The sequence below is a fragment of the Nonomuraea sp. NPDC051191 genome (assembly GCF_044455665.1).
Taxonomy (GTDB): Bacteria; Actinomycetota; Actinomycetes; order Streptosporangiales; family Streptosporangiaceae; genus Nonomuraea.
On sequence record NZ_JBITEZ010000010.1, the window covers coordinates 44496 to 67879 of the forward strand.

At 73.3% G+C, this 23384-nt stretch carries 21 protein-coding genes; 11 read left to right on the plus strand and 10 right to left on the minus strand.

Features of this window, described 5'->3' with window-relative positions:
* Window positions 1–100: 100 nt before the first annotated feature.
* Window positions 101–1330: a cytochrome P450 gene (locus tag ACIA8R_RS27860; RefSeq protein WP_397041186.1), complete on the plus strand. Its 1230-nt coding sequence runs from the start codon at window positions 101–103 to the stop codon at window positions 1328–1330.
* On the opposite strand, the gene ACIA8R_RS27865 is transcribed toward ACIA8R_RS27860, so the two are convergent.
* Genes ACIA8R_RS27865 through ACIA8R_RS27890 form a run of 6 tightly spaced genes read right to left on the minus strand, consistent with a single transcriptional unit; the run spans window position 1305 to window position 7962 of the window.
* Entirely contained in the window at window positions 1305–1802 is a 498-nt protein-coding gene (locus tag ACIA8R_RS27865) for a MarR family winged helix-turn-helix transcriptional regulator (protein ID WP_397041187.1), read from the minus strand. The two genes, ACIA8R_RS27860 and ACIA8R_RS27865, sit on opposite strands and share 26 nt — an antisense overlap.
* 45 nt (window positions 1803–1847) lie before the next feature.
* Window positions 1848–3416 (minus strand): amidohydrolase, encoded by a 1569-nt coding sequence (locus ACIA8R_RS27870; RefSeq protein ID WP_397041189.1) that lies wholly within the window; start codon window positions 3414–3416, stop codon window positions 1848–1850.
* Window positions 3413–4123, minus strand: a complete 711-nt coding sequence (locus ACIA8R_RS27875) for an ABC transporter ATP-binding protein (RefSeq protein WP_364102518.1) — start codon at window positions 4121–4123, stop codon at window positions 3413–3415. Before ACIA8R_RS27875 ends, ACIA8R_RS27870 begins: the two co-directional genes overlap by 4 nt.
* The gene (locus ACIA8R_RS27880) at window positions 4120–5913 is read right to left on the minus strand and encodes an ATP-binding cassette domain-containing protein (protein ID WP_397041190.1); all 1794 of its coding nucleotides are present in this window, start codon (window positions 5911–5913) and stop codon (window positions 4120–4122) included. The genes ACIA8R_RS27875 and ACIA8R_RS27880 overlap by 4 nt, the downstream gene beginning before the upstream one ends.
* On the minus strand, window positions 5900–6757 hold the full coding sequence (locus ACIA8R_RS27885) for a branched-chain amino acid ABC transporter permease (protein WP_397041192.1): 858 nt from the start codon (window positions 6755–6757) through the stop codon (window positions 5900–5902). The genes ACIA8R_RS27880 and ACIA8R_RS27885 overlap by 14 nt, the downstream gene beginning before the upstream one ends.
* Window positions 6757–7962 (minus strand): ABC transporter substrate-binding protein, encoded by a 1206-nt coding sequence (locus tag ACIA8R_RS27890; RefSeq protein ID WP_397041193.1) that lies wholly within the window; start codon window positions 7960–7962, stop codon window positions 6757–6759. The genes ACIA8R_RS27885 and ACIA8R_RS27890 overlap by 1 nt, the downstream gene beginning before the upstream one ends.
* 96 nt (window positions 7963–8058) lie before the next feature.
* Between ACIA8R_RS27890 and ACIA8R_RS27895 the strand changes: the two genes are divergently transcribed.
* A complete protein-coding gene (locus ACIA8R_RS27895) occupies window positions 8059–8994 on the plus strand; it encodes a TIGR03619 family F420-dependent LLM class oxidoreductase (RefSeq protein ID WP_397041195.1) in 936 nt (311 codons plus the stop codon).
* Window positions 8995–9035: 41 nt separating this feature from the next.
* On the opposite strand, the gene ACIA8R_RS27900 is transcribed toward ACIA8R_RS27895, so the two are convergent.
* Together ACIA8R_RS27900 and ACIA8R_RS27905 are read right to left on the minus strand one after the other, a co-directional pair.
* On the minus strand, window positions 9036–9428 hold the full coding sequence (locus ACIA8R_RS27900) for a nuclear transport factor 2 family protein (protein ID WP_357707576.1): 393 nt from the start codon (window positions 9426–9428) through the stop codon (window positions 9036–9038).
* A gap of 12 nt (window positions 9429–9440) precedes the next feature.
* Window positions 9441–10211: a MoaF C-terminal domain-containing protein gene (locus ACIA8R_RS27905; RefSeq protein ID WP_397041196.1), complete on the minus strand. Its 771-nt coding sequence runs from the start codon at window positions 10209–10211 to the stop codon at window positions 9441–9443.
* A 68-nt stretch (window positions 10212–10279) separates the two neighbouring features.
* On the opposite strand from ACIA8R_RS27905, the gene ACIA8R_RS27910 reads away from it, so the two are divergent.
* On the plus strand, window positions 10280–11068 hold the full coding sequence (locus tag ACIA8R_RS27910; protein WP_357707581.1) for an SDR family NAD(P)-dependent oxidoreductase: 789 nt from the start codon (window positions 10280–10282) through the stop codon (window positions 11066–11068).
* A gap of 67 nt (window positions 11069–11135) precedes the next feature.
* A complete protein-coding gene (locus ACIA8R_RS27915; protein WP_397041198.1) occupies window positions 11136–11975 on the plus strand; it encodes a DUF1206 domain-containing protein in 840 nt (279 codons plus the stop codon).
* A 114-nt stretch (window positions 11976–12089) separates the two neighbouring features.
* On the opposite strand, the gene ACIA8R_RS27920 is transcribed toward ACIA8R_RS27915, so the two are convergent.
* Together ACIA8R_RS27920 and hpaE are read right to left on the minus strand one after the other, a co-directional pair.
* Window positions 12090–13184, minus strand: a complete 1095-nt coding sequence (locus ACIA8R_RS27920) for a glycerophosphodiester phosphodiesterase (RefSeq protein ID WP_397041199.1) — start codon at window positions 13182–13184, stop codon at window positions 12090–12092.
* 64 nt (window positions 13185–13248) lie between these two features.
* Complete coding sequence (gene hpaE / locus ACIA8R_RS27925) at window positions 13249–14715, minus strand: 5-carboxymethyl-2-hydroxymuconate semialdehyde dehydrogenase (protein ID WP_357707585.1); 1467 nt, start codon at window positions 14713–14715, stop codon at window positions 13249–13251.
* Window positions 14716–14990: 275 nt separating this feature from the next.
* Between hpaE and ACIA8R_RS27930 the strand changes: the two genes are divergently transcribed.
* The 7 genes from ACIA8R_RS27930 to hpaD are packed head-to-tail and all read left to right on the plus strand — an operon-like array spanning window position 14991 to window position 23275.
* Entirely contained in the window at window positions 14991–16253 is a 1263-nt protein-coding gene (locus ACIA8R_RS27930; RefSeq protein WP_397041201.1) for an ABC transporter substrate-binding protein, read from the plus strand.
* A complete protein-coding gene (locus tag ACIA8R_RS27935; protein WP_397041203.1) occupies window positions 16253–18139 on the plus strand; it encodes an ABC transporter permease in 1887 nt (628 codons plus the stop codon). Before ACIA8R_RS27930 ends, ACIA8R_RS27935 begins: the two co-directional genes overlap by 1 nt.
* Window positions 18136–18825 carry an ATP-binding cassette domain-containing protein gene (locus tag ACIA8R_RS27940; RefSeq protein ID WP_357707592.1) on the plus strand — a complete coding sequence of 230 codons (690 nt, stop codon included), beginning with the start codon at window positions 18136–18138 and terminating at the stop codon, window positions 18823–18825. The genes ACIA8R_RS27935 and ACIA8R_RS27940 overlap by 4 nt, the downstream gene beginning before the upstream one ends.
* Entirely contained in the window at window positions 18822–19508 is a 687-nt protein-coding gene (locus ACIA8R_RS27945; protein ID WP_397041204.1) for an ABC transporter ATP-binding protein, read from the plus strand. The genes ACIA8R_RS27940 and ACIA8R_RS27945 overlap by 4 nt, the downstream gene beginning before the upstream one ends.
* Entirely contained in the window at window positions 19495–20982 is a 1488-nt protein-coding gene (locus ACIA8R_RS27950; RefSeq protein ID WP_357707594.1) for a GMC family oxidoreductase N-terminal domain-containing protein, read from the plus strand. Before ACIA8R_RS27945 ends, ACIA8R_RS27950 begins: the two co-directional genes overlap by 14 nt.
* Window positions 20979–22415, plus strand: coding sequence for an aldehyde dehydrogenase family protein (locus ACIA8R_RS27955; protein ID WP_397041206.1), 1437 nt, complete (start codon window positions 20979–20981; stop codon window positions 22413–22415). The genes ACIA8R_RS27950 and ACIA8R_RS27955 overlap by 4 nt, the downstream gene beginning before the upstream one ends.
* Window positions 22415–23275: a 3,4-dihydroxyphenylacetate 2,3-dioxygenase gene (gene hpaD, locus ACIA8R_RS27960; RefSeq protein ID WP_357707597.1), complete on the plus strand. Its 861-nt coding sequence runs from the start codon at window positions 22415–22417 to the stop codon at window positions 23273–23275. Before ACIA8R_RS27955 ends, hpaD begins: the two co-directional genes overlap by 1 nt.
* Window positions 23276–23384 lie beyond the last annotated feature (109 nt).

Below are 23384 nucleotides of genomic sequence, written 5' to 3' on the forward strand. Positions count from 1 at the left end.
GCGCGGCCCGTCATTAGGGGCCATACGAACGACGAGAACACTTGTCGCCCCCAACCCGCATACGTAATGTTTGATGCCGAACGACCGATGAGGAGAGTCCATGCGCCTGGCCGACGTCGATCTCGCGGACCCCGGCAGGTTCACCGACGGCGTGACCCCGTGGCGGATGTTCGACGTGCTGCGCGAGCGGTCACCCGTCCACTGGCAGGACGAGCACGGGCACGGCAAGGGCTTCTGGGCGGTCACCCGGCACGCCGACATCGTGGCCGTCGGCCGCGACCCGGAGACGTTCACCTCCGAAGGCTTCACCAACCTGGAGGAGGTGGACGAGCGGCAGGCCGCGATCCGGCGTTCCATGCTGGAGACCGACGGCCCCCGCCACCACGCGCTGCGGCGGCTGCTGCTGCGCGACTTCTCGGCCAGGGCGGTGGCCGGCTACGAGGTCTTCCTGCGCGGCCTGACCGCCACGACCCTGGACGCCGCCCTGCCCAAGGGCGAGTTCGACTTCGTCAAGGAGGTCGCCGCCGACTTCCCGATCAACGTGCTGGCCCGCATGCTCGACGTTCCCGACACCCAGCGGCTCATCGACTGGGGCAACCAGATCATCGAGAACACCGACCCGGACCGGCTGCGCGAGAGCGAGAAGTACAAGGACCTGCCCTTCCGCAGCCCCGCCTCCCTGGAGGTCTTCGAGTACGGCCGGGAGCTGGCCGCCCGCCGGCGCGGCGGCGACGGCACGGACCTGGTCAGCCGGCTCGTCAACCAGGCCCCCGCGGACGGCCTGCCGCTGTCGGACCGCGACTTCGACAACTACTTCCTGCTGCTGGTCGTGGCCGGGAACGAGACCACCCGGCACGCCATCTCGCACACCATGCTCGCCCTCATGGAGCACCCCGCCCAGCTCGACCGCCTGCGCGCCGACCCGGCGCTGATGCCGCGAGCCGTGGACGAGTTCCTGCGCTGGGCCTCACCCGTCTACCACTTCCGCCGTACCGCGACCCGCGACGTCACCCTGAACGGCCGCCGCGTCGCCGCCGGCGACAAGGTCGTCATGTGGTACGCCTCGGGCAACAGGGACGAGCGCGTCTTCCCCGACCCGTACCGGTTCGACGTGGGCAGGGACGCCGACGAGCACCTGACGTTCGGCAGGGGAGGCCCGCACTACTGCCTCGGCGGCGCGCTGGCCAGGCTGGAGATCCGGGTGCTGTTCGAGGAGCTGCTGCCGCGCCTGTCGTCGATCGAGCTCGCCGGCGAGGTGCGCAGGATACGCTCGAACTTCGTCAACGGCATCAAGGAGCTGCCGGTCAGATGCTCTCCAGGTGCTCCATGACGCGCTTGAGCGAGGCGGCCAGCTCGCGCCGCTGATCGCTGTCGAGCTCCTTGACCACGAACGCCTCCTGCCGGTTGAACTCCGGGAACAGCTCGCGCATCAGCCGCTCGCCGGTGGCGGTGAGCGCCAGCATGACCCGGCGGCCGTCCGTGGGATGCGGGTAGCGCCGCAGGTGGCGGTAGGACTCCAGGGTCTTGACCACGCCCGTGAGGGTGCCCTTGGAGATGCCCGCCTCGGCGGCGACGTGGCGGGTCTCGCTCTCGCCCCAGATCCACACCACCCACATCACCACGAACCCCGTCCAGGTCAGGCCGGTGTCGCGCAGGACGGTCTGCTCCAGGTGGTTGCGGATGGCCGAGGAGGCGCGGTAGACGTTGGACACCGCCCACATGGCCTCGAAGTCGATGTTGAGGTCGCCCAGCCGCTGGCCGATGGCCTCCTCGGTCTGGCGCAGCGTGTGGTGTCCCGTCATGGCACGAAAGTATATTCGGTACCTAACAATCTTCGCGCTGGCGATTCACGAACGGGCCCAAACGACCCGGCCGCCGAACACCGTCAGGTCCACCGGGGCCGCCACGACGTCCTCGTCCGCCGTCGCCGCGCTGAGGCACAGGTCGGCGACCTTGCCCGGGGTGAGCGTGCCCTTCCAGCCCTCGGCGAAGTCCTGCCGTGCTCCGGCGATCGTATAGGTGGCCAGGGCCTCCTCCAGCGAGATGCCCTCGCCGTCGCGGTCGACCAGCGCCGCCACGCCCGCCCGCCAGTCCGGCGCGGTCACCGGGGCGTCGGAGCTGCACGCGGTCAGCACGCCCGCGTCGAGCGCCGAGCGCGCCGGCCACTCCCGCTCGGCCGCCCGCGCGCCGAACAGCTCGCGCGTGGTGCCCGACTCGACGCGCTGGAGCACCGGCTGCAGGTTGATGCCGTAGCCCAGCTCGCCGAGCGTGGCCAGCGCCTGCTTGGAGGCGAACTGGCCGTGGATCACGTAGTGGCGGGGGTCGGCCCTCGGGTGCTCGCGGGAGATCGCGGCCAGCGCGTCCGCCACGGCGTCGATGCCCCGGCTGCCCACCACGTGCACGCCCGCCTGGAGGCCGGCGACGTGCACCAGGCGCAGGATCTCGTCCAGCTCGGCGACCCGCTCGGCGTCCGTGCCGCCGTGCGTGCACAGCGAGCCGTGCCCGCCCGACGGGTACGCCTCCCGCATCCAGGCCGTCTCCGACGGCGGGATCCCGTCGGCGAACACCTTCACGCCCAGCAGCCGGACCAGCCGCTCGTCCACGCCGTCCAGGTCGTCCGGCAGGCGGTCGAGGTAGGCGGCGGTGTCGGCGACCGAGGCGCCCGACATCGGGCTCGGCAGGCCCAGGACGCTCACCCGCGCGGTCAGCCCGCCCGCCCGCGCCAGCTCCCCGTACGCGCCCAGCACCCCCGGCCCCATGCCGCCCGCGAACGCCTCCCCGCCACCCGGCCCGAGGCCCGGCTCGGTGAAGCTGGTGATCCCGGCCCGGTTCAGCTCGGCCACCACCTCGCGCAGCACCCGGGTCAGGCCGCCCGGCGGAGGGGGCACCAGGCGCTGGACGACGCCCTGGTCCCCGTGGTGCAGCAGGCCGTCGCCGTCCTCGGGCAGCCCGGCCAGGCGCAGCGCGGCGGAGTTCGTCCACGTCGTGTGGCCGGAGAAGTCCTGGAGGAGGATGGGATGGTGGGGGGCGACGTCGTCCAGGTCCGCCTTCGAGGGCAGGCGGCCCTCGGCCAGCCGGCCGGGGTTCCAGCCGATCCCGCGCACCCACTCGCCGGGCCCTGCGGCGCGCACCGCGGCGGCGACCCGGTCCCGCACCTCGGCGATCGACCCCACCGCCACGTCCAGGCAGAACGGCGGGCGGGTCAGGCCGTAGCCGCAGGCGTGCAGGTGGGAATCGTTGATCCCGGGCAGCAGGACGCGGCCCCGCAGGTCCACGACCTCGGCCGCGGTCCAGCCGGCGGCGTCGCCGACGTGCGCGATCACGCCGTCGCGCACCGCCACGCCCGTCGCGTACGGCCGCGCCGGGTCCATCGTGAGCACCCGCCCGTTGACCAGCAGAAGATCGGCGTCAGTCATGAATCGTCTCCAAGGTAGGCGCGCTTGAGCGCGGCATCCGACTCGCGCAGCGGCGTGGGGTCGCCGCCGTAGGTGATCGTGCCGTGGGACAGCACGTACGCGCTGTCGGCCAGGGCCAGGGCCGCGTGCGCGAACTGCTCGACCAGCAGCACCGCGCAACCGTCGTCGGCCAGCCGCCGGATCACCGGCAGCAGCCGGCGGACGACGCCCGGCGCCAGGCCGAGCGACATCTCGTCGAGCAGCAGCGCCACGGGACCGGTCCCGATGGCCCTGGCCAGGACGAGCATCTGCTGCTCGCCGCCGGACAGCAGCCCGGCCCGCACGTCGAGCCGCCGTTCCAGCTCGGGGAACAGCCCCAGGCCGCGCCGGGGGTCGCCGGCCAGGGACAGGTTCTCGCGGGTGGTGAGCGTGCCGAACACGGCGCGGCCCTGCTCCACGTGCGCCAGGCCGTGCCTGGCCCGGTGGGTGCGCGGCCGGCCGGTCAGCGCGGCCCCGCCCAGGACGATCTCGCCCCCGGCGACCGGCACCACGCCCGAGACCGCTTCGAGCAGCGTCGTCTTGCCCGCGCCGTTCGGGCCGAGCAGGACGGTGACCTGCCCCCGCGCGGCGGTCAGCGTCACGTCCCTGACCACCGGCCGGCCGCCTCTGGCCACGGTCACGTCGCGCAGCACCAGATCCATGGGGTCGCCTCCCGTCCGCCCGCTCACGCGGCGGGCTCCTCGCCCAGGTAGGCCCGCAGGACGCGGGGCTCGGCGAACACCTCGGCGGGCGGGCCCTGGGCGACGACGCGGCCGAAGTCCAGCACGGTCACGCCCGTGCACGCCGCCCGGACCAGGTCCAGGTCGTGCTCGATGAGCAGGACGGCGGCGCTGTACCGGGCGGGGACCCGGCGCAGCCAGGTGCCCAGCCGTTCGCTCTCGGCGTGGCCGAGGCCGGCGGCGGGCTCGTCCAGCACCGCGATCGCCGGACGGGCCAGCAGCGTGCCGGCCACTTCGAGCAGCCGCCTGGCGCCCACGTCGAGCGCGGCGATCGGGTCGCCGGGCGCGGCCGTCACCAGCCCGGCCAGGCCCTCCTCCAGCTCGGCGTCGCTCAGCGCGCGGCGCGCGGCGAACCGCAGGTACTCGCGCACCGACAGGCCCACCGGCACCCGGTCCTGCTGGAACGTGCGGCGCAGCCCGGCCCTGGCGCGCCGGTGGACCGCCGCGCCGCCCCGGGCGCCCGCGACGGCGACGCCGCCGACCTCGACCAGGCCGCCTCCGGCGGGGACGAACCCGCTGATCGCGTCGACCAGGGACGACTTGCCCGCGCCGTTCGGGCCGACCAGCCCGTGCACCTCGCCGGCGAGCACGGTGAGGCCGACGTCGTCCACGGCGACGACCTGGCCGTACCGCACGCTCACCCGCTCGATCCGCAGCGCCGCGCGCCGCCCGTCCGCGGCGAGGGCCGGAGCCTCGGGTCCGGCCACCGCGGACACGCCCGATCCGGTGTCGGCGTGACGGGCGTCGGAGCGGCGGGCGCGGCGGGCGCGCAGGGCGGCGCGGAGGCCGTCGCTCATGCCCGACCCCTGCGTCATCGCCTGCACCGCGCCCACCGCGAACACGACGTTCGCCCACTGCTGCGGTACGCCGAGCCGCCGCAGCAGCTCGCTCACCAGCACGCCCAGCGCCCCGCCGACGAGCGCGCCCTCCGCGTGGTGGGCGCCCGCCATCACGGCCACCGCGTAGGCCACCAGCGACTGCCCGGGGTCGAAGTTGCGCGACACCACCATGGCGAGCTGCCCGGCCAGCAACGCCCCGGACACGCCCGCGATGAACGCGCTCACCGCGAAGGCGCTCAACTTGGCGCCGGGCACGCTGGTCCCGGCCGCCGCCGTGGCCCGTTCCGACTCCTTCAGCGCCCGCCACGACGCCCCGAGCCGGGTCCGCCGCACCAGCGCCAGCGCCACCGCCACCAGCGCGAAGACGCCGCAGCACAGCAGGAAGTACTGGCGGTCCGAGGTCAGCCCCGCCGGACGGCCCACCACGACGCCCTGGCTCACGCCGGGGAAGGAGTTGGCGGCCATGACGACGTCCACGGTCGCGGCGAAGCCCAGCGTGATGATCGCCAGGTGCACGCCGCGCAGCCGCAGCGCGGGCAGGCCGATGAGCAGCCCGAACGGCACGGCGGCCAGGCCCGCGAGCGGCAGCCAGACGTACAGGCCGCCGGGGACGCCCCAGACGTTGAGCTGGGCGGTGGTCCAGGCGCCGATGGCGGCGAAGGCCATCTGGCACAGGGAGACCATCCCGGCCTGCCCGGCCACCACCCCGAGGCTCTGCAGCAGCACCCCGGAGATGACCGCCGACATCGCCAGGAACACCCAGTACGCCGGCAGCCCGGCGGCGAGACCGTAGGCGGCCGCCGCCGCCAGGACGCCCGCGACCGCCCACCGCGCCACCGGCCCGTCCAGCGGGACGCCCGCGACCGTCCGCCGCGCCACCGGCCCGTCAGCGCGACGCATCCCACACCTCCCTGCGCCGGCTCCACATCAGGATCAGCAGGATGGCCGCGAACGGCACCACGTCCCGGTACTGCTGCACCACCGCCGACCCCGCGAGCACCCCCTCCAGCAGCCCGAGCGCGAGCCCGCCGGCCAGCGCCCCGGCCAGCCGCCGCAGCCCGCCCAGCAGCGCCGCCGCGCAGGCGGGCACGATGAGCATGCTCAGCGACAGGATGTCGCTCGACCGCACAGGCGCCACCACCAGCAGCACCAGCGACGACAGCGCGCCGGCCAGGGCCCACACGGTCACGGTGAGCGCGCGGGTGCCGATGCCCAGCAGCTCGGTGGTGACCGGCCGCTCGGCCATGGCACGCAGGCGCAGGCCCAGCGGCGTCCGGGTGAGCAGCAGCGAGGTGCCCGCGCCGATCACGACGGCCAGGGCGAGCAGCACGACCGCCCCCTGCGTCACCACGACCCCGGCCAGCGTGGCGACGCGGCCCGCGGCCGGGTTCGGCAGCACCCGCGGCTCGTCGCCGAAGGCGATGTAGGCCAGCGCGATGATCCCGATGAGCTGCGCGATCGACACCGCCGTACGGGTCTGCGGCCCGCTCTCGGCGAACCACCGCGTCATCACCAGGCCGCACCCGGCCGACACCAGTGCCCCGGCCGCCACCCCGGCCAGGGCCGCCGCCCAGTACGGCCACCCCGTCCCGGCGAGCGCGGCCATCACGTACACCCCGGCCACGCCGGTCGCGGCGACGGCCAGGTTCACCGTCGCGGTCAGCCGGTACATGGCGGTGAGCAGGAGGCCGAGGGCGGCGAACGTGCCGCCCGCGGCCAGCCCGGAGACCAGGCCCTGGAACATCAGCCGAGCGTCCCGGGGTAGCGCACCCACTCGGGCGTGACCACGTGCCAGGCGCCGTCCTTGAGCCGGACGATCTTCCCGGCCCGGTTGGAGAAGTGCCGGGCGGCCTGCCCGAACTCGTACGGGGTGCCGGTCATCGGGGTCTGGACGGGCTTGAGCGCCCTGAACGCCGCCGCCACCGACTCCCGGGTGATCGGCCCCTTGATCGTCCTCAGCGTGTCCACGAAGTAGGTGGCCGCCAGGTAGCCGCCCTGCCCGAAGGAGGTGAGCGGCACGTTCTTCGCGGTCATCAGCTCGCGCCAGTCCTTCAGCGCGGGCGAGTCCGCCTCGGTGAACGGCTCGAACTCGGCGTTGGCGTACATGCCGTCCCCGTCGGGGCCGAGGGCCTTGGCGACGGCCTCGGTGTAGGGCGCGGTGGTCATCAGCCAGTCGATGCCGGTGACGTCCTGCTGCTTGACGACCTTCATCCAGGCGATCGCCATCGGCTCGGTGCCGTTGTACAGGACCGCCTGGCAGCCCTCCCGCCGGGCCCGCAGCACGAACGGCGTGGGGTCGGAGTCCGGCTTGACCGTGCGGTCGTCCAGGGTGAGCTTCTTGCCGGTCAGGGCGGTCCAGCTCTTCACGGCCCCGCCGTAGGCGTCGTTGGTGTTGCCGAGGATCGCCAGGAACATGCAGACCTTGTCCCGTTTGAGGACCTCGGAGGCGTAGTAGAGGTTGATCGCCATGTTGAGGTACGGGCCGGTGTTCACCGGGGAGACCGCCGGGGACTCGAAGCAGGTCGGGTCGACGCCGGTGCCCTGGACGGAGACGATCCCCGACTGCTGGTAGAAGGGGGCGTTCACGGCGCAGTCGAGCAGGCTGGCCGAGCCGGCCAGCGCCACGACGCCCTGGTTGGTGACGACGTCCCTGGCGGCCTGGGCGGCGGCGGCCGGGTCGCCCTTGTCGTCGGCGCTGACGTACTCGATCTTGTGGCCGTTCACGCCGCCCTGCTCGTTGACCCGGTCGAAGACGGCCTTGGCCGCGGCCGAGGAGTCGGGGAAGGTGACCGCGCCGCTCAGCGAGCTGACGCCGCCCACCTTGATGACGTTCCCGGCGCCGCCGGACGAGGCGGACGGCGGCTCGTCGGACAGGCCGCACCCGGCGACCGACAGCGGGAAGGCGAGCAGGACGGCGAGCGGGACGGCGCGTGCCCTCATGGGGATCATGGGCGACCTCTCTGCGGATTGTGGAGGGATCGTAAGGTGCCAAACGAGCTGGTTCAAGAGCTAGCTTGTTTAAGATCGTTCGGGTATGAAAGAAAAATGAAGCAACCGCGCATGCAACTCGTGCTGTCCGAGAACTGGACGATGACCTCGGCCCGCGACCTGCCGGTGCTGGTCCGGTGGGCACGCGAGGCCGAGGACGCCGGGTTCGACTCGGTCATGGTCAGCGAGCACCTGGCGCTCGGCCCCGACGCCGGCGCCCGGGGCCGCATGGCCAACCCCCGCGAGTACGCGCTGCCCGGCAACCAGGACCCGTTCACGCCGTGGCCGTACTCGCTGGGCCTGCTGGCCGCCGTCGCCTCGGTCACCACCCGGCTGCGCCTGGCCGCCGCCGCGGTGCTCGCCCCGCTGCGCCACCCGCTGGCGCTGGCCCGCGAGCTCGGCACGCTCGACCTGCTCTCGGAGGGCCGGCTGATCGTGCTGCCCACCGTGAGCTGGAGCCGCGACGAGTACGCCGCGCTCGGCGTGCCCTTCGAGCGGCGCGGGCAACTGCTCGACGAGCACCTGGAGATCTGGGAGCTGCTCTGGCGGGACTCGCCGGTCACCTACCGCGGACGGCACTACCGGTTCGACGAGGTGTACTTCGAGCCGAAGGCGTACCGGGAGAGCGGGCCGGCGCTGTGGTTCGGCGGCGCGCGGATGAGCGCCCACCTGCTGCGCCGGATGACCCGGTGGGGCAGCGGGTTCAACCCGCTCGGCTACCCGCCCGCCGAGGACATGAAGGCGCTGGCCGACGGCATGAAGGCGGCCGGTCGCGACATCGGCGAGCTGGAGCTGGCCGGCGGCACGCGGGCCGTCTTCCCCGACGCCGTCTCCTGCGCGCCGCTCGGCCCGGCCCTGGAGCACATCCCGGCCCGGATGGCCGAGGGTTACACCACCTTCTGCATCAAGCCGTCGCAGTTCGTCGACGACCCGGACGGCGTGGGCGCGTTCTGCCGCGAGGTCATGCGGCGGGTGGGCGAGCTGACCAGGTGAGGACGTCGCGCGGCCGGCCCTCATCCGGCCGCGCGACGGGATCACGGGGCCAGCGCCTCCCGCACCAGGGCGGTGTCGGTGAACTGCTCGAAACGGGTGGCCACGCCGTCCTCCAGGTGCCAGACGTGGGTGAAGCGCACCTTCATCGACTTGCCGGTGGCCCGGTAGGTGCCGCTGTAGTGGCCGATCGCCACGACCACGTCGCCGCCGTCGACGAACTCCTCCGGCTCGGCCTGGTAGCCGTCCCACTCGCTGCCCAGCTTGGCGAACACCTCCGACAGCACCTGCTCCGGCCCCACGTACGTGCCCCCGTACGGGAAGCCGGCCATCTCCGTCCACCGGGCCTGCGGGCCCAGCAGGGACACGATGCCGTTCACGTCGCCGGCCGCCGAGGCCGCGTAGGAGGCGCGTACGGCGTCGAGATTGTCGCTCATCTGTGTTTCTCCTCAGACCGGTTCCTCACCGGCCGGATAGGTGACCTGACCCAGCGGCTCGATGTACGCGCCGCCGGGGGAGTGGTGGATCTCGCCCTCGCCCGACAGGCCGAAGAACGTGCCGACGGTGCGCAGGGCGGTCCAGTCGTAGAGCCAGGTGGCCGCCACCGGGATGCGGAACTCCCGGAAGGTGAACACGTACAGGTCGTCGGCGATCTTCCAGGCGGTGGCCAGGTCGACGTCGCCGTGGCCACGCTGCGCGCCGGCCAGGCACTGCCAGGCGTAGCGCTCGGAGCTGAGGTAGACGTGCTCGTAGAGGTGCTCGGGGCTGTAGCGGTACAGGGCCCGCCGGCCGATCAGCTCGCGGGTCGGCGCGGGCGGCTCGCCGGTGACCTCCCGGCCCTCGATCACGCCGGGCGTGAACGTCTGCGACACCCGCGGCTGCCCCGGGACCGGCTCGGACGCGATGACCGAGACGACGCGCAGCGCCCGGCCCGTGGTCGTGTGCAGGACGGTGACCGTGTACTCGCGGGGCCGCCCGGTGTGGGCGCGGCCGACGTAGAACAGGTCCTCGCGCATGGCCACGGCCTCGTACGCCTCGGCGGGCCCGCCGTCGGCGTGCACCTTGTAACGGCTCGCGAAGGCCAAAGACGTCTTGCTGCCGTCGTCGAAGGTGAGGTCCACCTCGGTGCCCGCGAGCGCGTAGGTGGCCGGAAGGCGGTTCGTGGCGATCCCGGGCGCGAAATCGTCCATGTTCTTCCAACCGGCAGGGCGATCGGTCATGAACGGGCTCCTTCCTCCACGAATTCGTCTATGAAATCATATAGCTTCCCGTTGTAAAGGAGTAGGCGATGAGGCTCAAGGGAAAGGTCGCGCTGATCACCGGGGCGGGCACCGGCATCGGCGCGGCGACCGCCCGCAGGTTCGCCGCCGAGGGTGCCTCGGTGATGCTGACCGGCCGCCGTCCCGGGCCGCTGGCCGAGGTGGCCGCGGACCTGGGCGACGCGGCGGCCGTGGCCTGCGCGGACATGTCCGACACCGTCCAGGCGCGGGAGGCGGTCGAGGCGTGCCTGGGCCGCTTCGGCGGGCTCGACGTGCTGGTGGCCAACGCGGGCGGCCACGGGGGAGGGCCGGTCGGCGAGACCGACGACGCGTCCTGGCGGCTCAGCCTCGACGCCAACCTCAACACCTGCTTCGTGACCTGCCGGGAGGCGCTGCCGGCGCTGGTGCGGTCGAAGGGGGCGATCGTCGTCGTGTCGTCGATCGCGGGCCTGGCCGCCGGCCCGGCCGTTTCCGGATATGTCACTACGAAACACGCGCTCATCGGCCTGACCCGCTCGATCGCCCGCGACTACGGGCCCCAGGGCGTCCGGGCCAACTGCCTGTGCCCCGGCTGGGTCCGCACGCCGATGGCCGACGAGGAGATGGACGTGCTGGTCGGCCGGGACGGCATCACCCGCGACGCGGCGTACGAGCTGGTCACCAAGGACGTGCCGCTGCGCCGTCCGGCCACCGCCGACGAGATCGCCGCGATCTGCCTGTTCCTCGCCTCGTCCGACAGTGCCGTCATGACCGGCAGCGTCGTCGTGGCCGACGGCGGCGCGACCGCCGTTGACCTGCCCACCCTCGCCTTCGACTGATCATCGACGCCTAGGCCGCCAGTTCCTGGGCAAAGGGGAGTTCTTCCGCAAACCCCCAGGAGGAACGGTGAGCACCGCACATAGCGCGGGCCGCGGGGCCATGGACGCGGGCCGCGAAGCCAAGGACGCGGCCCGCAGAGCGGCCGACAGCCCGGCGATGACCACGCTGGCCCGCGTGGGCCTGGCCTGCCGCGGCGTGCTGTACGCGCTGATCGGCGTGCTGGCGTTGCAGATCGCCTTCGGTGACGGCTCGCGTCAGGCCGACAAGTCGGGCGCCATCACCACCATCGCCGGACTGCCCTTCGGCCAGGTGCTGTTGTGGATCATGACGGTCGGCTTCGCCGGGCTGGCGCTGTGGCAGGCGTCGGAGGCGCTGTTCAGCCACCGCAAGGCCACCGACCGGGCCCAGTCGGGCTTCCGCACCGGCGTGTACGTCCTGATCTGCGTGACCCTGCTGAGCGTGCTGCTGGCCGGCCAGGCCAAGTCCGACGACAAGCAGTCGCAGAACCTGACGAGCAAGCTGCTCGACCTGCCCGGCGGCCAGGTCATCGTCGGCCTGATCGGGCTCGGCATCGTCGCCCTCGGCATCTACTGGATCTACGAGGGCGCCACCAAGAAGTTCGAGCGCGAGCTCGACCTCGGGCGCATGTCGCCCAAGGCCCGCAAGGTGATGGAACGGCTCGGCCAGGCCGGCTACATCGCCCGCGGCGTGATCACCGGCGGCGCCGGCGTCTTCGTCGGCTACGCGGCGATCACCTTCGATCCCGACAAGGCGGGCGGCATCGACGCCACCCTGCGGCGCTTCGCCGACACACCGGCGGGGCCGTGGCTGCTCGCGGCGGTGGCGCTCGGGCTGCTGCTGTTCGCGGGCTACTGCTTCGGCGAGTCCCGCTGGCGCCGCACCTGACGCCACCCGGCCGCGCGCCCGGACGGCGCACCTGGCGGCACCCTCGTCGCGTGCGCGAGCGGCGGGTCCCCGGGCGGGGCCCGCCGCTCGGGTGTGTCCGAGGGGGCGGTCCGGTCAGGCCGGGCGGCCGGCGACCACCGCGCGTCCCATCGCCGGGTCGTCGCAGAACGCGCCGTCGACGCCGAGCTCGATGAGCCTGGCCAGCCAGCCGGCCACGTCACCGGTGGCCCGCCCGTAGACCGGGCTGGCCGGGTCCCCCCTGCGGTAGTCGGCCGGGAGCTGGGAGTTCTCGTTGCGGATCGTCCACACGTGCACGTCGAGCCGCCTGCGGTGGGCGTCCTGGACCAGCGTGGTCGGGGGCAGCGTCGCGCCCGCGGCGTCCACCGGGACCACGCGGCGGGTGTCCACGCCGATCCCGGCGGCGTACCGGGCCACCTCGCGCAGCCCCTCGGGGGTCACCATGTCGTCGTAGGTGCGCGTGCTGCCGGAGGCCACCCAGTCGTAGGGCGCGCCGCCGGAGGTGATGAGCTGGATGAGCGGCAAACGCGTGCGTTCATGCAGCTCGCGCAGGTTCGCCGTCTCGAAGGACTGGATGTACGCCTTGCGCACGTGGTACCGGTTCAGCACCTCCAGCAGCGGCTCCTCCAGCGACAGCCCGACCGAGTCGAAGTACGTCGGATGCTTGGTCTCGGGGTAGACCCCGACGCCGTGCCGCTGCGCGAGCCGGACGACCTCCTCGAACGTCGGGATCTCGGCGACCCCGTCGAAGGCGGTGTTGTCCGGCCGCAGGTCGGGCACGCGTTCCTTGGCCCGCAGCGTCTTCAGCTCGGCCAGCGTGAAGTCCTCGGTGAACCAGCCGGTGACCGGCCGGCCGTCCACGGTCTTGGTGGCGCGCCGGCCGGCGAACTCGGGGTGGGCGGCCACGTCGGTCGTGCCGGAGATCTCGTTCTCGTGCCGGGCGACCAGCACGTGGTCCTTGGTGGAGACCAGGTCGGGTTCGATGTAGTCGGCGCCCATCGCGATGGCCGCCTCGTAGGACGGCAGCGTGTGCTCGGGCCGGTGGGCGCTGGCGCCCCGGTGCCCGATCACGACGGGGGCCTGGCCGCGGCGCTCGGCCGTGGCGGAGGGCGTCTGGGTCAGCACGACAGCGACCGTACCGCCGGCCAGGAGGGCGGCCAGCGCGCTCGCGAACAACCTGCGCGTCGTCATGCGGGCACGGTAGACCGCCGAGGTGGCCTGGACGTTACGCCTGGGCGCACAGTGCAGGACGGGTTCAGCCGAGGCCGAAACGGGGGATCGGCAGGTCCTCGGTGGCGACGTGCACGATGTGCGCCTCGGTGTAGACGTCGATGCTGTACCGGCCGCCCTCCCGGCCGAGCCCGCTGGCCTTCACGCCGCCGAATGGCGTGCGCAGGTCGCGGATGTTCTGGGAGTTGATCCAGAGCATGCCGGCCTCGACGGACCGGGCCAGGCGGTGGGCGCGGCGCAGGTCGCTGGTCCACACGTAGGCGGCCAGGCCGTACCGGGTGGCGTTGGCCAGCTCCAGGGCCTCCTTCTCGGTCGAGAAGGGGGTGACGCAGACGACCGGGCCGAAGATCTCCTCCTGGAAGATCCGCATCGCGGGCGTCACGTCGGCGAAGACCGTGGCGGCCAGGAAGTTGCCCTCGGGCAGGCCGTCCGGGCGGCCGCCGCCGGCCACCAGGCGGGCGCCCTCCTCGACGCCGGCCCGCACGTACGACATGACCCGCTCGTAGTGCTCGGGATGGATGAGCGCGCCCAGTTCGGTCGCCAGGTCGTGCGGCGGGCCGACGCGGACCCGCGCGGCGCGCTCGGCGAGCCGGGCCACGAACTCCTCGTAGACGGTGTCCTGGACGAGCACCCGCGAGCTGGCCGTGCAGCGCTCGCCGTTGAGCGAGAAGACGCCGAAGACGGCCGCGTCGAGCGCCCGTTCCAGGTCGGCGTCGTCGAAGACGAGCAGCGGCGACTTGCCGCCCAGCTCCATGGAGAGCGTCTTCAGGCCGGTGGCGGCGTCGCGCATGATGGCCTGCCCGGTGGCGGTCTCGCCGGTGAAGGAGATCACCGGCACGTCGGGATGGGCCACCAGCGCCGCCCCGGCCCGCTCGCCGATGCCGTGGACGAGGTTGAACACGCCCGCGGGCAGCCCGGCCTCCTCCATGATCTCCGGCAGCAGGCTGGCCGACAGCGGCGACCACTCGGCCGGTTTGAGCACCACCGGGCAGCCGGCGGCCAGCGCGGGGGCCAGCTTCCAGGTCTCCAGCATGAACGGCGTGTTCCACGGCGTGATCAGCCCGGCCACGCCGACCGGCTTGCGCACGACGTAGTTGAGCTGGGCCGAGCCGACGCGGTAGACGTCCTCGCCCAGGTTGCTGATGACGTCGGCGAAGAAGCGGAAGTTGTGCGCCGCGCGGCGGGCCTGGCCCCTGGCCTGGGTGATGGGCAGGCCGGTGTCGCCGCACTCCAGCTCGGCGATGCGCTCGTCGCGTGACTCGATGGCCGCCGCGATCCCGCGCAGCACCGCCGCCCGCTCCTCGCCCGTCATGCGCGGCCACGGCCCGTCGGTGAACGCCTTGAGCGCGGCGCGCACGGCGAGGCCGACGTCCTCGGCGTCCCCTGAGGCGACGGTCAGCGCGGGGCGGTTGGTCGCGGGTTCGAGCGAGGTGAAGGTCTCGCCGGACACGCTGGGCACGTGGGCCCCGTCGATGTAGTGCTCAAGGTTCAACGGGAGATCTCCTTGCACTGGGACGGCGGTTCCCCGGCCACGGGTGCGATCGATCCCCTGTCGGACGTGCGGCCGGCCTGCCAGCTCATGGCACTCCTCCGCCCCGCCACGATGATTTCCCAGGTGGAAGGCCCAGCGGTAGGCCCCTCGCAACCCCGTCAAATCGTATAGGACATCGTCGATGATACATGGGGAACCTATGGACAGAAATATCTGATGTCGTACATGATTTGTCCATCGGGGCAGGACGCACGGCGCTTCGAGGAGGGGTGCGAATGCGATGTCCACGACGCCTGGTGTGGTGGGCGGCCGCCATGGCTCTGGTGGTCTCCGCCTGCGGGACGGGCCAGGACGGAGGCGCCGCCAGAACGGCCTGCGGCACGGGCGCGCCCGCCACCGGGACTCCGATCACCGTCGGCGCGATCGTCACCGCGAGCGGCGGCATCGACTTCAGCTCGGCCACCAAGGCGGCCAAGGCGTACTTCGACTGCGTCAACGCCGGCGGCGGCATCGGCGGCCGGCCGGTCGAGTACCTGGTCGAGGACGACGGCCTCAACCCGCAGAAGGCCTCGGCCCTGGCCACCAAGCTGGCCGGCAACCGGGACCTGGTCGCCCTGGTGGGCGGCTCCAGCTTCGTGGCCTGCGGCGTGTCCGGCCCGATCTGGGAGCAGAACGGGCTGTTCGACGTGCTCGCGGTCGGCGTGCCCAGGGCGTGCTTCGAGTCGCCGCGCATCGCCCCGGTCAACGCCGGACCGAGGGTCAGCGCCGTGGCCGCCGCCCAGTACGCCGTCGAGGTCAAGGGCGCCAGAAGGGTCGCCCAGATCAGCAACCGGGTGCCGGGCGTCGGCGACTGGACCCAGGACGGCGTGCGCGCCTACCTCAGGACCAAGGGCCTGACCTCGGCCGGCGACGTGCTGCACGACCCCGGCATCAAGGACGCCACCGCCGTGCTGCTCGAAGCCATGCGGGGCCGCCCGGACGCCATCATCCTCCAGGACCCCGCCCCCGACGACGCCGCCATCCTCAAGGCCGCCCAGGCGCAGGGGCTCAAGGACAAGGTCACCTTCGTCTGCCTGACGCCCTGCTACGACACCACCCTCCCCGGCCAGGTCGGCTCCTACTGGGAGGGTTTCGTGTCCAACTCCGAGTTCACCCTGCTCGACGCCGGCACCCCGGACAACAAGCTGTGGCGCCGGGTCATGGACGAGTACGCCGACGACAAGGCCCCCCGCGACTCCTTCGCCCAGGGCGGCTTCCTGGCCGCCAAGATCTTCGTCGACACCCTGGCCAAGGCCGGCGGCACGATCGACCGTGCCTCGGTGAGCCGGGCCCTGTCGGAGATCAAGGGCTACCGCAGCGACCTGCTCTGCGCCCCCGGGTACTTCGGCCGCGCCGCCCGCCACAACGCCAACCACGACACCCGCTACGTCACGATGAAGGGCGGCGGCTGGTCCAAGGTCAAGGACTGCACCCCGACCCAGGACCCCGACCTCGCGCCGCTCCTGCGGGAGGAGAAACAGTCGGGGCTGACCGGCTGATGTTGCCGTTCGTCATCAGCGGGCTCGCCCTCGGCGCCGTCTACGCCCTGTCGGGGGTGGGCATCGTCGTGCTCTACCGCGCCACCGGCGTGCTCAACCTGGCCTACGGCGCGATCGGCGCGATCGGCGCGCTGCTGTCCTGGCAACTCCTCCAGGACGGCTGGCCGGTCGCGCCCGCCCTGATGGCCGCGCCGCTGCTGTCGGCGCTGCTGTCCGGCCTGTACGGCGGCCTGGTCGGCCCGCTCGTCGCCGCCCGCGACCCGCTGGTCAAGGCGGTCTGCACGCTCGGCTTCGCGCTCGTGCTGCTCGGCCTGTGCTACTGGACGTGGAGCGACGACCCGCGCACGCTCACCCTGCCGACCGACACGGCCGGGTTCGACGTGGGCGGCTCGCGGGTCACGCTCACCCAGGCGCTCGCCCTGGTCCTGGCCGTGGCGCTGACCGGCGGGACCGCCGTGCTGCTGCGCCGGACCGCCTTCGGCACCGCCATGCGCGCGCTGGCCGACGACCGCGAGATCAGCGCGCTGCTCGGCGTGCGCATCCGCCGGGTCGAGACCGTCACCTGGGTCGCGGGCGGCGCGGTGGCCGGGCTCACCGGTCTGGTGCTCGGGTCGCTCACCCGGCTGGAGGCGGGCACCCTGACCTTCCTGGTGATCGCGTCGCTGTCGGCCGGCGTGGTGGGCCGGTTCAGGTCGCTGCCGGTCACGCTGGCGGCCGGGCTGGTGATCGGGCTGGCCGAGGCCCTGGGCGGGGCGTGGGAGCAGACCGCGCCGTACCGGTCGGTGGCGCCGTTCGCGGTGGCCGTCGTGGCGATCCTGTGGTTGCAGCGCGGGAGGGCGAGGGCCAGGCGGGGCGGCACGGTCGAGGTGCGCGCGGCCGAGCCCGCGCTGTCGGCCCGGGCCCGGCCGCTGCCGCCCGGCGACGTCCGCTCGGTGCTGCGCGTGGTGCTCGGGCTGGCCGCCGGGGCGGCGGCGCTGGCGGTGCTGGTGCCCCTGGTCGTGGACGGCTACTGGGTGCGGGTGCTCACCTCCGCGGTCATCTTCGTGATCCCGGCCGCCGGCATCGCCCTGCTGTACGCGCGGCTCGGCCTGGTCTCGCTCGGCCAGGTGGCGCTGCTCGGCGTCGGCGGCTGGGTGGCGCTGCGGCTGGCCTTCGCCACCGGGTGGCCGTTCCCGGTGGTCGTGCTGGCGGCCGGGGCGGTGACGTGCCTGGTCGGCATCGTGTACGGGCTGCCCGCGCTGCGCCTGTCCGGCGTGGACCTGGCCCTGGTGACGCTCATGGCCGGAGGGGCGTTCCAGGTGGCGTTCTCGGCGACCGGGTTCCCCGACGGCGGCCCCGGGTTCCTCGGCCGGGTCGCGGGCAGCGGGACGCAGCAGGCCATGCCGCGGCCCTCGATGGCGGCCTCCGACACCGGCTTCTTCCGGTTCGCGGTCCTGTGCGCCGTGCTCGCGCTCGTCCTGGTCGTGCTGCACCAGCGCGGACGGCCGGGCCGGGCGTGGGCGGCGATCAGGAGCGGCGAGGCCGGCGCGCTGGCCGTCGGCGTGGCCCTGACCAGGTACAAGGTGTGGGCGTTCGCGCTGGCGGCGTTCGTCACCGGCACCGCGGGGGCGCTGCTGGCCGCCAACACCGGGCGGCTGGACCCGATCTCGTTCCGGGCCTCGGACTCGGTGCTGCTGTTCGCCGTCGTCCTGGTCGGCGGTGCGTACGGGCTGACCGGCGTGGTCCTGTCCGGCGTGGTCGGCCAGGTCGTCCCGGCCGCCCTCGACGCCGCCGGGCTCGACGGCAACCTCATGCTCGTCGTGTTCGGCGCGGGCACCGTGCACGCCCTGGTCACCGCGCCGCGCGGCATCGGCGGGATGCTAGAGGACCTGCGGCGGCCCGCATGAGGCTGGAGATCGAGGACCTGCGCGTGCGGTTCGGCGGCGTGCGCCCGCTGGACGGCGTCACCCTGACCTTCGAGTCCGGGCTGTGCGGCCTCATCGGGCCCAACGGCGCGGGCAAGACCACCCTGTTCAACGTGCTGTCCGGCTTCGTGCGGCCGGTCTCCGGGCGCGTCACCGCCGGCGGCGCGGACCTGCTGGCGCTCGCGCCGCACCGCAGGGCCCGGTGGGGGCTGCGCCGCACGTTCCAGCAGGAGCAGGTGGTCGCCGAGCTGAGCGCGGCGGGCAACCTGCGCCTGGCCGCCGACCACCTGGGCGGCCCGGACGAGGGCCTGCTCGCCTTCTGCGGCCTGCGCGACCCGGGACGCCCGGCGGGCGAGCTGACGCTGCCGGAGCGGCGGCGGCTGGAACTGGCCCGCGCCCTGGTCGGCACGCCCAGGATCGTGCTGCTGGACGAGCCGGCCGCCGGGCTGTCGGAGGCCGAGTCGAGGTCGCTGGCCGAGGTGGTGACGGCCGTGCCGGACCGGTTCGGCGCGCTCGTGGTGCTCATCGAGCACGACGTGGCCCTGGTCGGCGAGGTCTGCGCGACCACGGCCGTGCTGGACTTCGGCCGCCTGGTCGCCGCCGGCCCGACCGCGGAGGTGCTGGCCGACGAGCGGGTGCGCGCCGCGTACCTGGGGGAGGCGCCGTGAGCCTGGAGGTGCGCGACCTGTGCGTGCGCAGGGCCGGGCGCGAGGTGCTGCACGACGTGGCGCTCGACGTGCCGCCCGGCGAGATCACCGCGCTGCTCGGCGCGAACGGCGCGGGCAAGAGCACGCTCGTGCTCGCCGTGGCCGGGCTGCTGCCGGTCGAGTCGGGCGGCGTGAGCGCCGACGGGGACGAGCTGACCGGCCTGCGCCCCGAACGCGTCCGGGCGCTGGGCGTCGCCGCCGTCCCCGAGGGGCACCGGGTGCTGCGCTCGCTGAGCGTGGCCGACAACCTGCGCGTGGCCGGACCCGACCCCGCGCCGGCCCTGGCCGCCTTCCCCGAGCTGGACGAGCTGCGCGACCGGCGGGCCGGCACGCTGTCCGGCGGCCAGCAGCAGATGCTCGCCCTGGCCCAGGCCATCGCCGGCGGCCCGCGCTACCTGCTGGTGGACGAGCTGTCCTTCGGCCTGGCGCCCGCCGTGGTGTCCAGGCTCGTCCCCGCCCTGGCCGCGCTCGCCGAAGCCGGCGCCGGAGTGCTGCTTATCGAGCAGTACACCCGGCTCGCCCTGGAGCTGGCCACCCGCGTCCACGTGCTGGACCGGGGCCGGATCGTCCTGCGCGGCACGCCGGACGAGCTGCGCGGACGGCTGGGTTCGGCCTATCTGGGAGAGGGCGATGGAGACCTTTGACGTCGTCGTGGTCGGCGCGGGCTCGGCGGGCGCCGCGGTGGCCCGCCGGCTGGCCGACGACGACGCGCTGCGCGTGCTGCTGCTGGAGGCGGGCGGCCCCGACGTCAACCCCGACATCCACGACCCCGGCGGGGTGTTCCGGCTGTGGGGCGGACCGGAGGACTACGACTACCGCGTGGCGCCGCAGCGGCGGCTCGGCGGGCGGCGTCCGCACTGGCCGCGCGGGAAGGTCCTGGGCGGCTCGTCCTCGCTCAACGGCATGATCTTCGTCAGGGGCGCGCCGGCCGACTACGACGCCTGGGGGCCCGGCTGGTCGTACCCCGAGGTGCTGCCGTACTTCAGGCGGCTGGAGGACTTCGACCGGGGGGCCGATGACCACCACGGCGTGGGCGGGCCCGTACGGGTGATCGCCGACTACGCGCCGCACCAGGTCAACGCGGCCATCGTGGCCGCCGCCGTGGAGCAGGGCATGCCGTTCAACCCCGACTGCAACGGCGGCCGTCCCGACGGCGCCGGGTTCTGCCAGCTCACGATCAGGCACGGCCGCCGGCACAGTACGGCCGACGCCTATCTGCGCCCGCGCTGCGACCGGCCCGTCCTGGAGATCCGCACCCGGGCCCGCGCCCGGCGGCTGCTCCTGCGCGGCCGGCGGTGCGTCGGCGTCGAGTACACCCAGGACGGCAGGCTGCACCAGGTCGGGGCCGCCCGCCAGGTCGTGCTCAGCGCCGGGACCGTCGAGTCGCCGCGCCTGCTCCTGCTGAGCGGCCTCGGCGACGCCGCCGAACTGCGCCGGCACGGCGTCAAAGCGGTGGAGGACCTGCCCGGCGTGGGACGCAACCTGCACGACCACGCGCTCGTCCCGGTGATCGTGGCCGCCCGCCGTCCCGTGCCGCCCGCGCTGCCCGGCCTCCAGCCGATGCACAGCCAGCTCTTCTGGCGCAGCCGTCCCGGACTGCCCGGCCCCGACGTGCAGCCGCTGTTCTTCCACGTCCCCCTGTACGACGAGGGCATGACCGGCCCGCCGGACGCCTTCACCCTCATGGCCGGGATCGTCCGGCCGGAGAGCAGGGGCCACCTGGCGCTGACCTCGGCCGACCCCGACGCGCCGCTGCACATCGACCCCGCCTACCTGGACACGGCCGCCGACCGCGCGTGCATGCGCGCGGCCGTCGGGCTGTGCCGGGAGCTGGCCCACGCCGCCGCCCTGCGGGAATGGGCGGGACCGGAGCTCTACCCCGGTGATCGTGAACTGTCCGAGCACATAGAGAGGACCTTGGTGACCTACCACCATCAGGTCGGGACCTGCGCCATGGGAACCGTCGTGGACCAGCGGCTCAGAGTCCACGGCATCGACGGGCTGCGCGTCGCCGACGCCTCGGTGATGCCCGCCGTCACGTCAGGGAACACGAACGCGCCCGCCATCATGATCGGCGAGCGGTGCGCGGACATGGTGCGAGAGGAGATCGGCTCATGACCGGCCTGTACATCGGCGGCGCCTGGGGCCCGGCCGCGGACGGCGCGATGTTCGCCACGCTGGACCCGGCCGAGGCCACCGTCATCACCGAGTGCGCAGAGGCGGGCCCGGCCGACGTGGACCACGCGGTGGCGGCGGCCAGGGCCGCGCTCGACGATCCGGCCTGGGCCGAGATGCCCGCCGCCGCCCGCGCCCGGCTGCTGTGGAGGGTGGCCGACCTGGTGGAGGAGCACGCCGACGAGCTGGCCGAGCTGGAGACCAGGGACAACGGCCAGCCGCTGGCGGTGGCGCGGAACGTGACGGTCCCCGGCACCGCCGAACATTTCCGATATTTCGCAGGATGGTGTACGAAAATCGAGGGCTCGGTGTTGCCCGTCTCGTACCCCGACACCCTCCACTACACCCGGCGCGAGCCCGTCGGCGTGTGCGCGCTCATCACCCCGTGGAACTTCCCGCTGATGATCGCCGCCTGGAAGCTCGCCCCCGCCCTGGCCTGCGGCAACACCGTGATCGTCAAGCCCGCCGAGCAGACCCCGCTGACCACCGTCCGGCTGGTGGAGCTGATGGGGCTCGCGGGCTTCCCGCCCGGCGTGGTCAACCTGCTGACCGGCGGCCCGGAGACCGGCGCGGCCCTGGCCGGGCACGCGGGCGTGGACAAGGTCTCCTTCACCGGCTCGACCGCGGTCGGCCGCTCGCTCGTGCACGCCAGCGCGGGCAACCTCAAGCGCCTGACGCTGGAGCTCGGCGGCAAGGCCCCCAGCATCATTGCCGCCGACGCCGACATCGACGCCGCCGTGGCGGGCAACGTCCAGGGCGCGCTGTTCAACAGCGGCCAGGTCTGCGCCGCGTACTCGCGCTTCTACGTGGACCGCAAGCGGGCCGACGAGTTCACCTCGAAGATGGCCGCCGCGGCCGAGGCGCTCAAGGTCGGACCGGGCCTCGACCCGGCCACCGACCTCGGCCCGCTGATCAGCGAGGACCACCTGATGGCCGTGGACACCCACGTCCGCGGCGCGCTGTACGATGGCGCGCAACTCGTCACCGGCGGCAGGCGCGCCGACGGCCCCGGCTTCTTCTACCGGCCGACCGTGTTCGCCGAGGTGACCGACACCATGGCCGTGGCCCGCGAGGAGGTGTTCGGACCCGTCATCCCGGTGCTGGCCTACGACGACCCCGAGGAGCTCGTCGGCCGCGCCAACGGACTGGAGTACGGCCTGGCCGCCTCCATCTGGACCGACGACCTGTCGACCGCCCACCGCCTGGCCGCCCGGATCAGGGCGGGAGCCGTGTTCATCAACATGATCCATGTGCCGGACGCCGCCACCACGTGGGGCGGCTACAAGGCCAGCGGGTGGGGGAGGGAGATGGGCCCGTACGCCATCGACGCCTACACCGAGGTCAAGGGCGTCTGGACACACCTGGGGAGGGTGTGATGGGAGAGCTCGTCCTGGCAGCCAAGATCACGCATGTGCCGTCGATCTGGCTGTCGATCCAGCCGGGCAGGCATTTCGGCATCCGCCGGCCCGCCGAGCTGGCCCTGACCGAGATCGGCAGGCGGGCGCGCGAGCTGGAGGTGGACACGTTCCTGATCGCCGACACCCACTGGATGAACAGCATCGGCTTCCACCTCAACGGCAAGGAGCGCCACCGCGACTCCTACGCCAGCCACGAGCTGCCGCACTTCATCCACGACCTGGACTACGACTACCCGGGCGATCCCGTGCTGGCCGAGCTGATCCGCGCCGAGATCGTCGCCGGGGGCCAGAAGGCGCTCGTGCACACCTACCGCGACCTGGGCCTGGAGTACGCGACGCTGGTCCCGATGCACTTCATGAACGAGGACTCCGCCATCCGGGTGCTGCCGATCGGCTGCAACGTCTACTCCTCGATCGACGAGAACCGGCGCATCGGCGAGGCGCTGCTGCGCGGCATCCGGCAGAGTGACCGCCGGGTCGCGTTCCTGGCCAGCGGCTCGCTCTCGCACGCCTTCCCCTCCAACGAGAGCGCCGAGTCGCTGCTCAACGAGGTCAGCAGCCCGCTGAACCGCAAGATCGACATGGCCGTCCTGGACATGTGGGCCGAAGGGCGCATCGGCGAGTTCCTGGACATGTTGCCCGACTACAACGTGCGGTGCACGGGAGAGGGTGCGATGGCGGACACGGCGATGTTGTTCGGCGTGCTGGGGTGGCGGTCGTACAAGGGACGGGGGGAGCAGTTGTGCCCGTATTTCGGCTCGACCGGAACCGGTCAGGTGGTCGTGGACTTTCCCGTGCCGGCGTACGATAAGATCTGAAATCATATGTGAAATAGGACAGACGGAGGTTCTGTGGCGAGGCTGTTCTCCCGGTGGCCCGGCCTCCGTCCCTCCGGCGGTCCCCGCGGACGGGCCGTCCGCGGGGGAA

Excerpts from the sequence above, each read along its gene's own strand:
- ACIA8R_RS27900 (WP_357707576.1), bottom strand. The coding sequence starts at position 9,428 with ATGAGCGACAATCTCGACGCCGTACGCGCCTCCTACGCGGCCTCGGCG.
- ACIA8R_RS27935 (WP_397041203.1), top strand. The coding sequence starts at position 16,253 with ATGTTGCCGTTCGTCATCAGCGGGCTCGCCCTCGGCGCCGTCTACGCC.
- ACIA8R_RS27955 (WP_397041206.1), top strand. The coding sequence starts at position 20,979 with ATGACCGGCCTGTACATCGGCGGCGCCTGGGGCCCGGCCGCGGACGGC.
- ACIA8R_RS27910 (WP_357707581.1), top strand. The coding sequence starts at position 10,280 with ATGAGGCTCAAGGGAAAGGTCGCGCTGATCACCGGGGCGGGCACCGGC.
- ACIA8R_RS27930 (WP_397041201.1), top strand. The coding sequence starts at position 14,991 with ATGCGATGTCCACGACGCCTGGTGTGGTGGGCGGCCGCCATGGCTCTG.
- ACIA8R_RS27895 (WP_397041195.1), top strand. The coding sequence starts at position 8,059 with ATGAAGCAACCGCGCATGCAACTCGTGCTGTCCGAGAACTGGACGATG.
- ACIA8R_RS27940 (WP_357707592.1), top strand. The coding sequence starts at position 18,136 with ATGAGGCTGGAGATCGAGGACCTGCGCGTGCGGTTCGGCGGCGTGCGC.
- ACIA8R_RS27890 (WP_397041193.1), bottom strand. The coding sequence starts at position 7,962 with ATGATCCCCATGAGGGCACGCGCCGTCCCGCTCGCCGTCCTGCTCGCC.
- ACIA8R_RS27920 (WP_397041199.1), bottom strand. The coding sequence starts at position 13,184 with ATGACGACGCGCAGGTTGTTCGCGAGCGCGCTGGCCGCCCTCCTGGCC.
- ACIA8R_RS27885 (WP_397041192.1), bottom strand. The coding sequence starts at position 6,757 with ATGTTCCAGGGCCTGGTCTCCGGGCTGGCCGCGGGCGGCACGTTCGCC.
- ACIA8R_RS27880 (WP_397041190.1), bottom strand. The coding sequence starts at position 5,913 with ATGCGTCGCGCTGACGGGCCGGTGGCGCGGCGGACGGTCGCGGGCGTC.
- hpaD (WP_357707597.1), top strand. The coding sequence starts at position 22,415 with ATGGGAGAGCTCGTCCTGGCAGCCAAGATCACGCATGTGCCGTCGATC.
- ACIA8R_RS27865 (WP_397041187.1), bottom strand. The coding sequence starts at position 1,802 with ATGACGGGACACCACACGCTGCGCCAGACCGAGGAGGCCATCGGCCAG.
- ACIA8R_RS27860 (WP_397041186.1), top strand. The coding sequence starts at position 101 with ATGCGCCTGGCCGACGTCGATCTCGCGGACCCCGGCAGGTTCACCGAC.
- ACIA8R_RS27950 (WP_357707594.1), top strand. The coding sequence starts at position 19,495 with ATGGAGACCTTTGACGTCGTCGTGGTCGGCGCGGGCTCGGCGGGCGCC.
- ACIA8R_RS27870 (WP_397041189.1), bottom strand. The coding sequence starts at position 3,416 with ATGACTGACGCCGATCTTCTGCTGGTCAACGGGCGGGTGCTCACGATG.
- ACIA8R_RS27905 (WP_397041196.1), bottom strand. The coding sequence starts at position 10,211 with ATGACCGATCGCCCTGCCGGTTGGAAGAACATGGACGATTTCGCGCCC.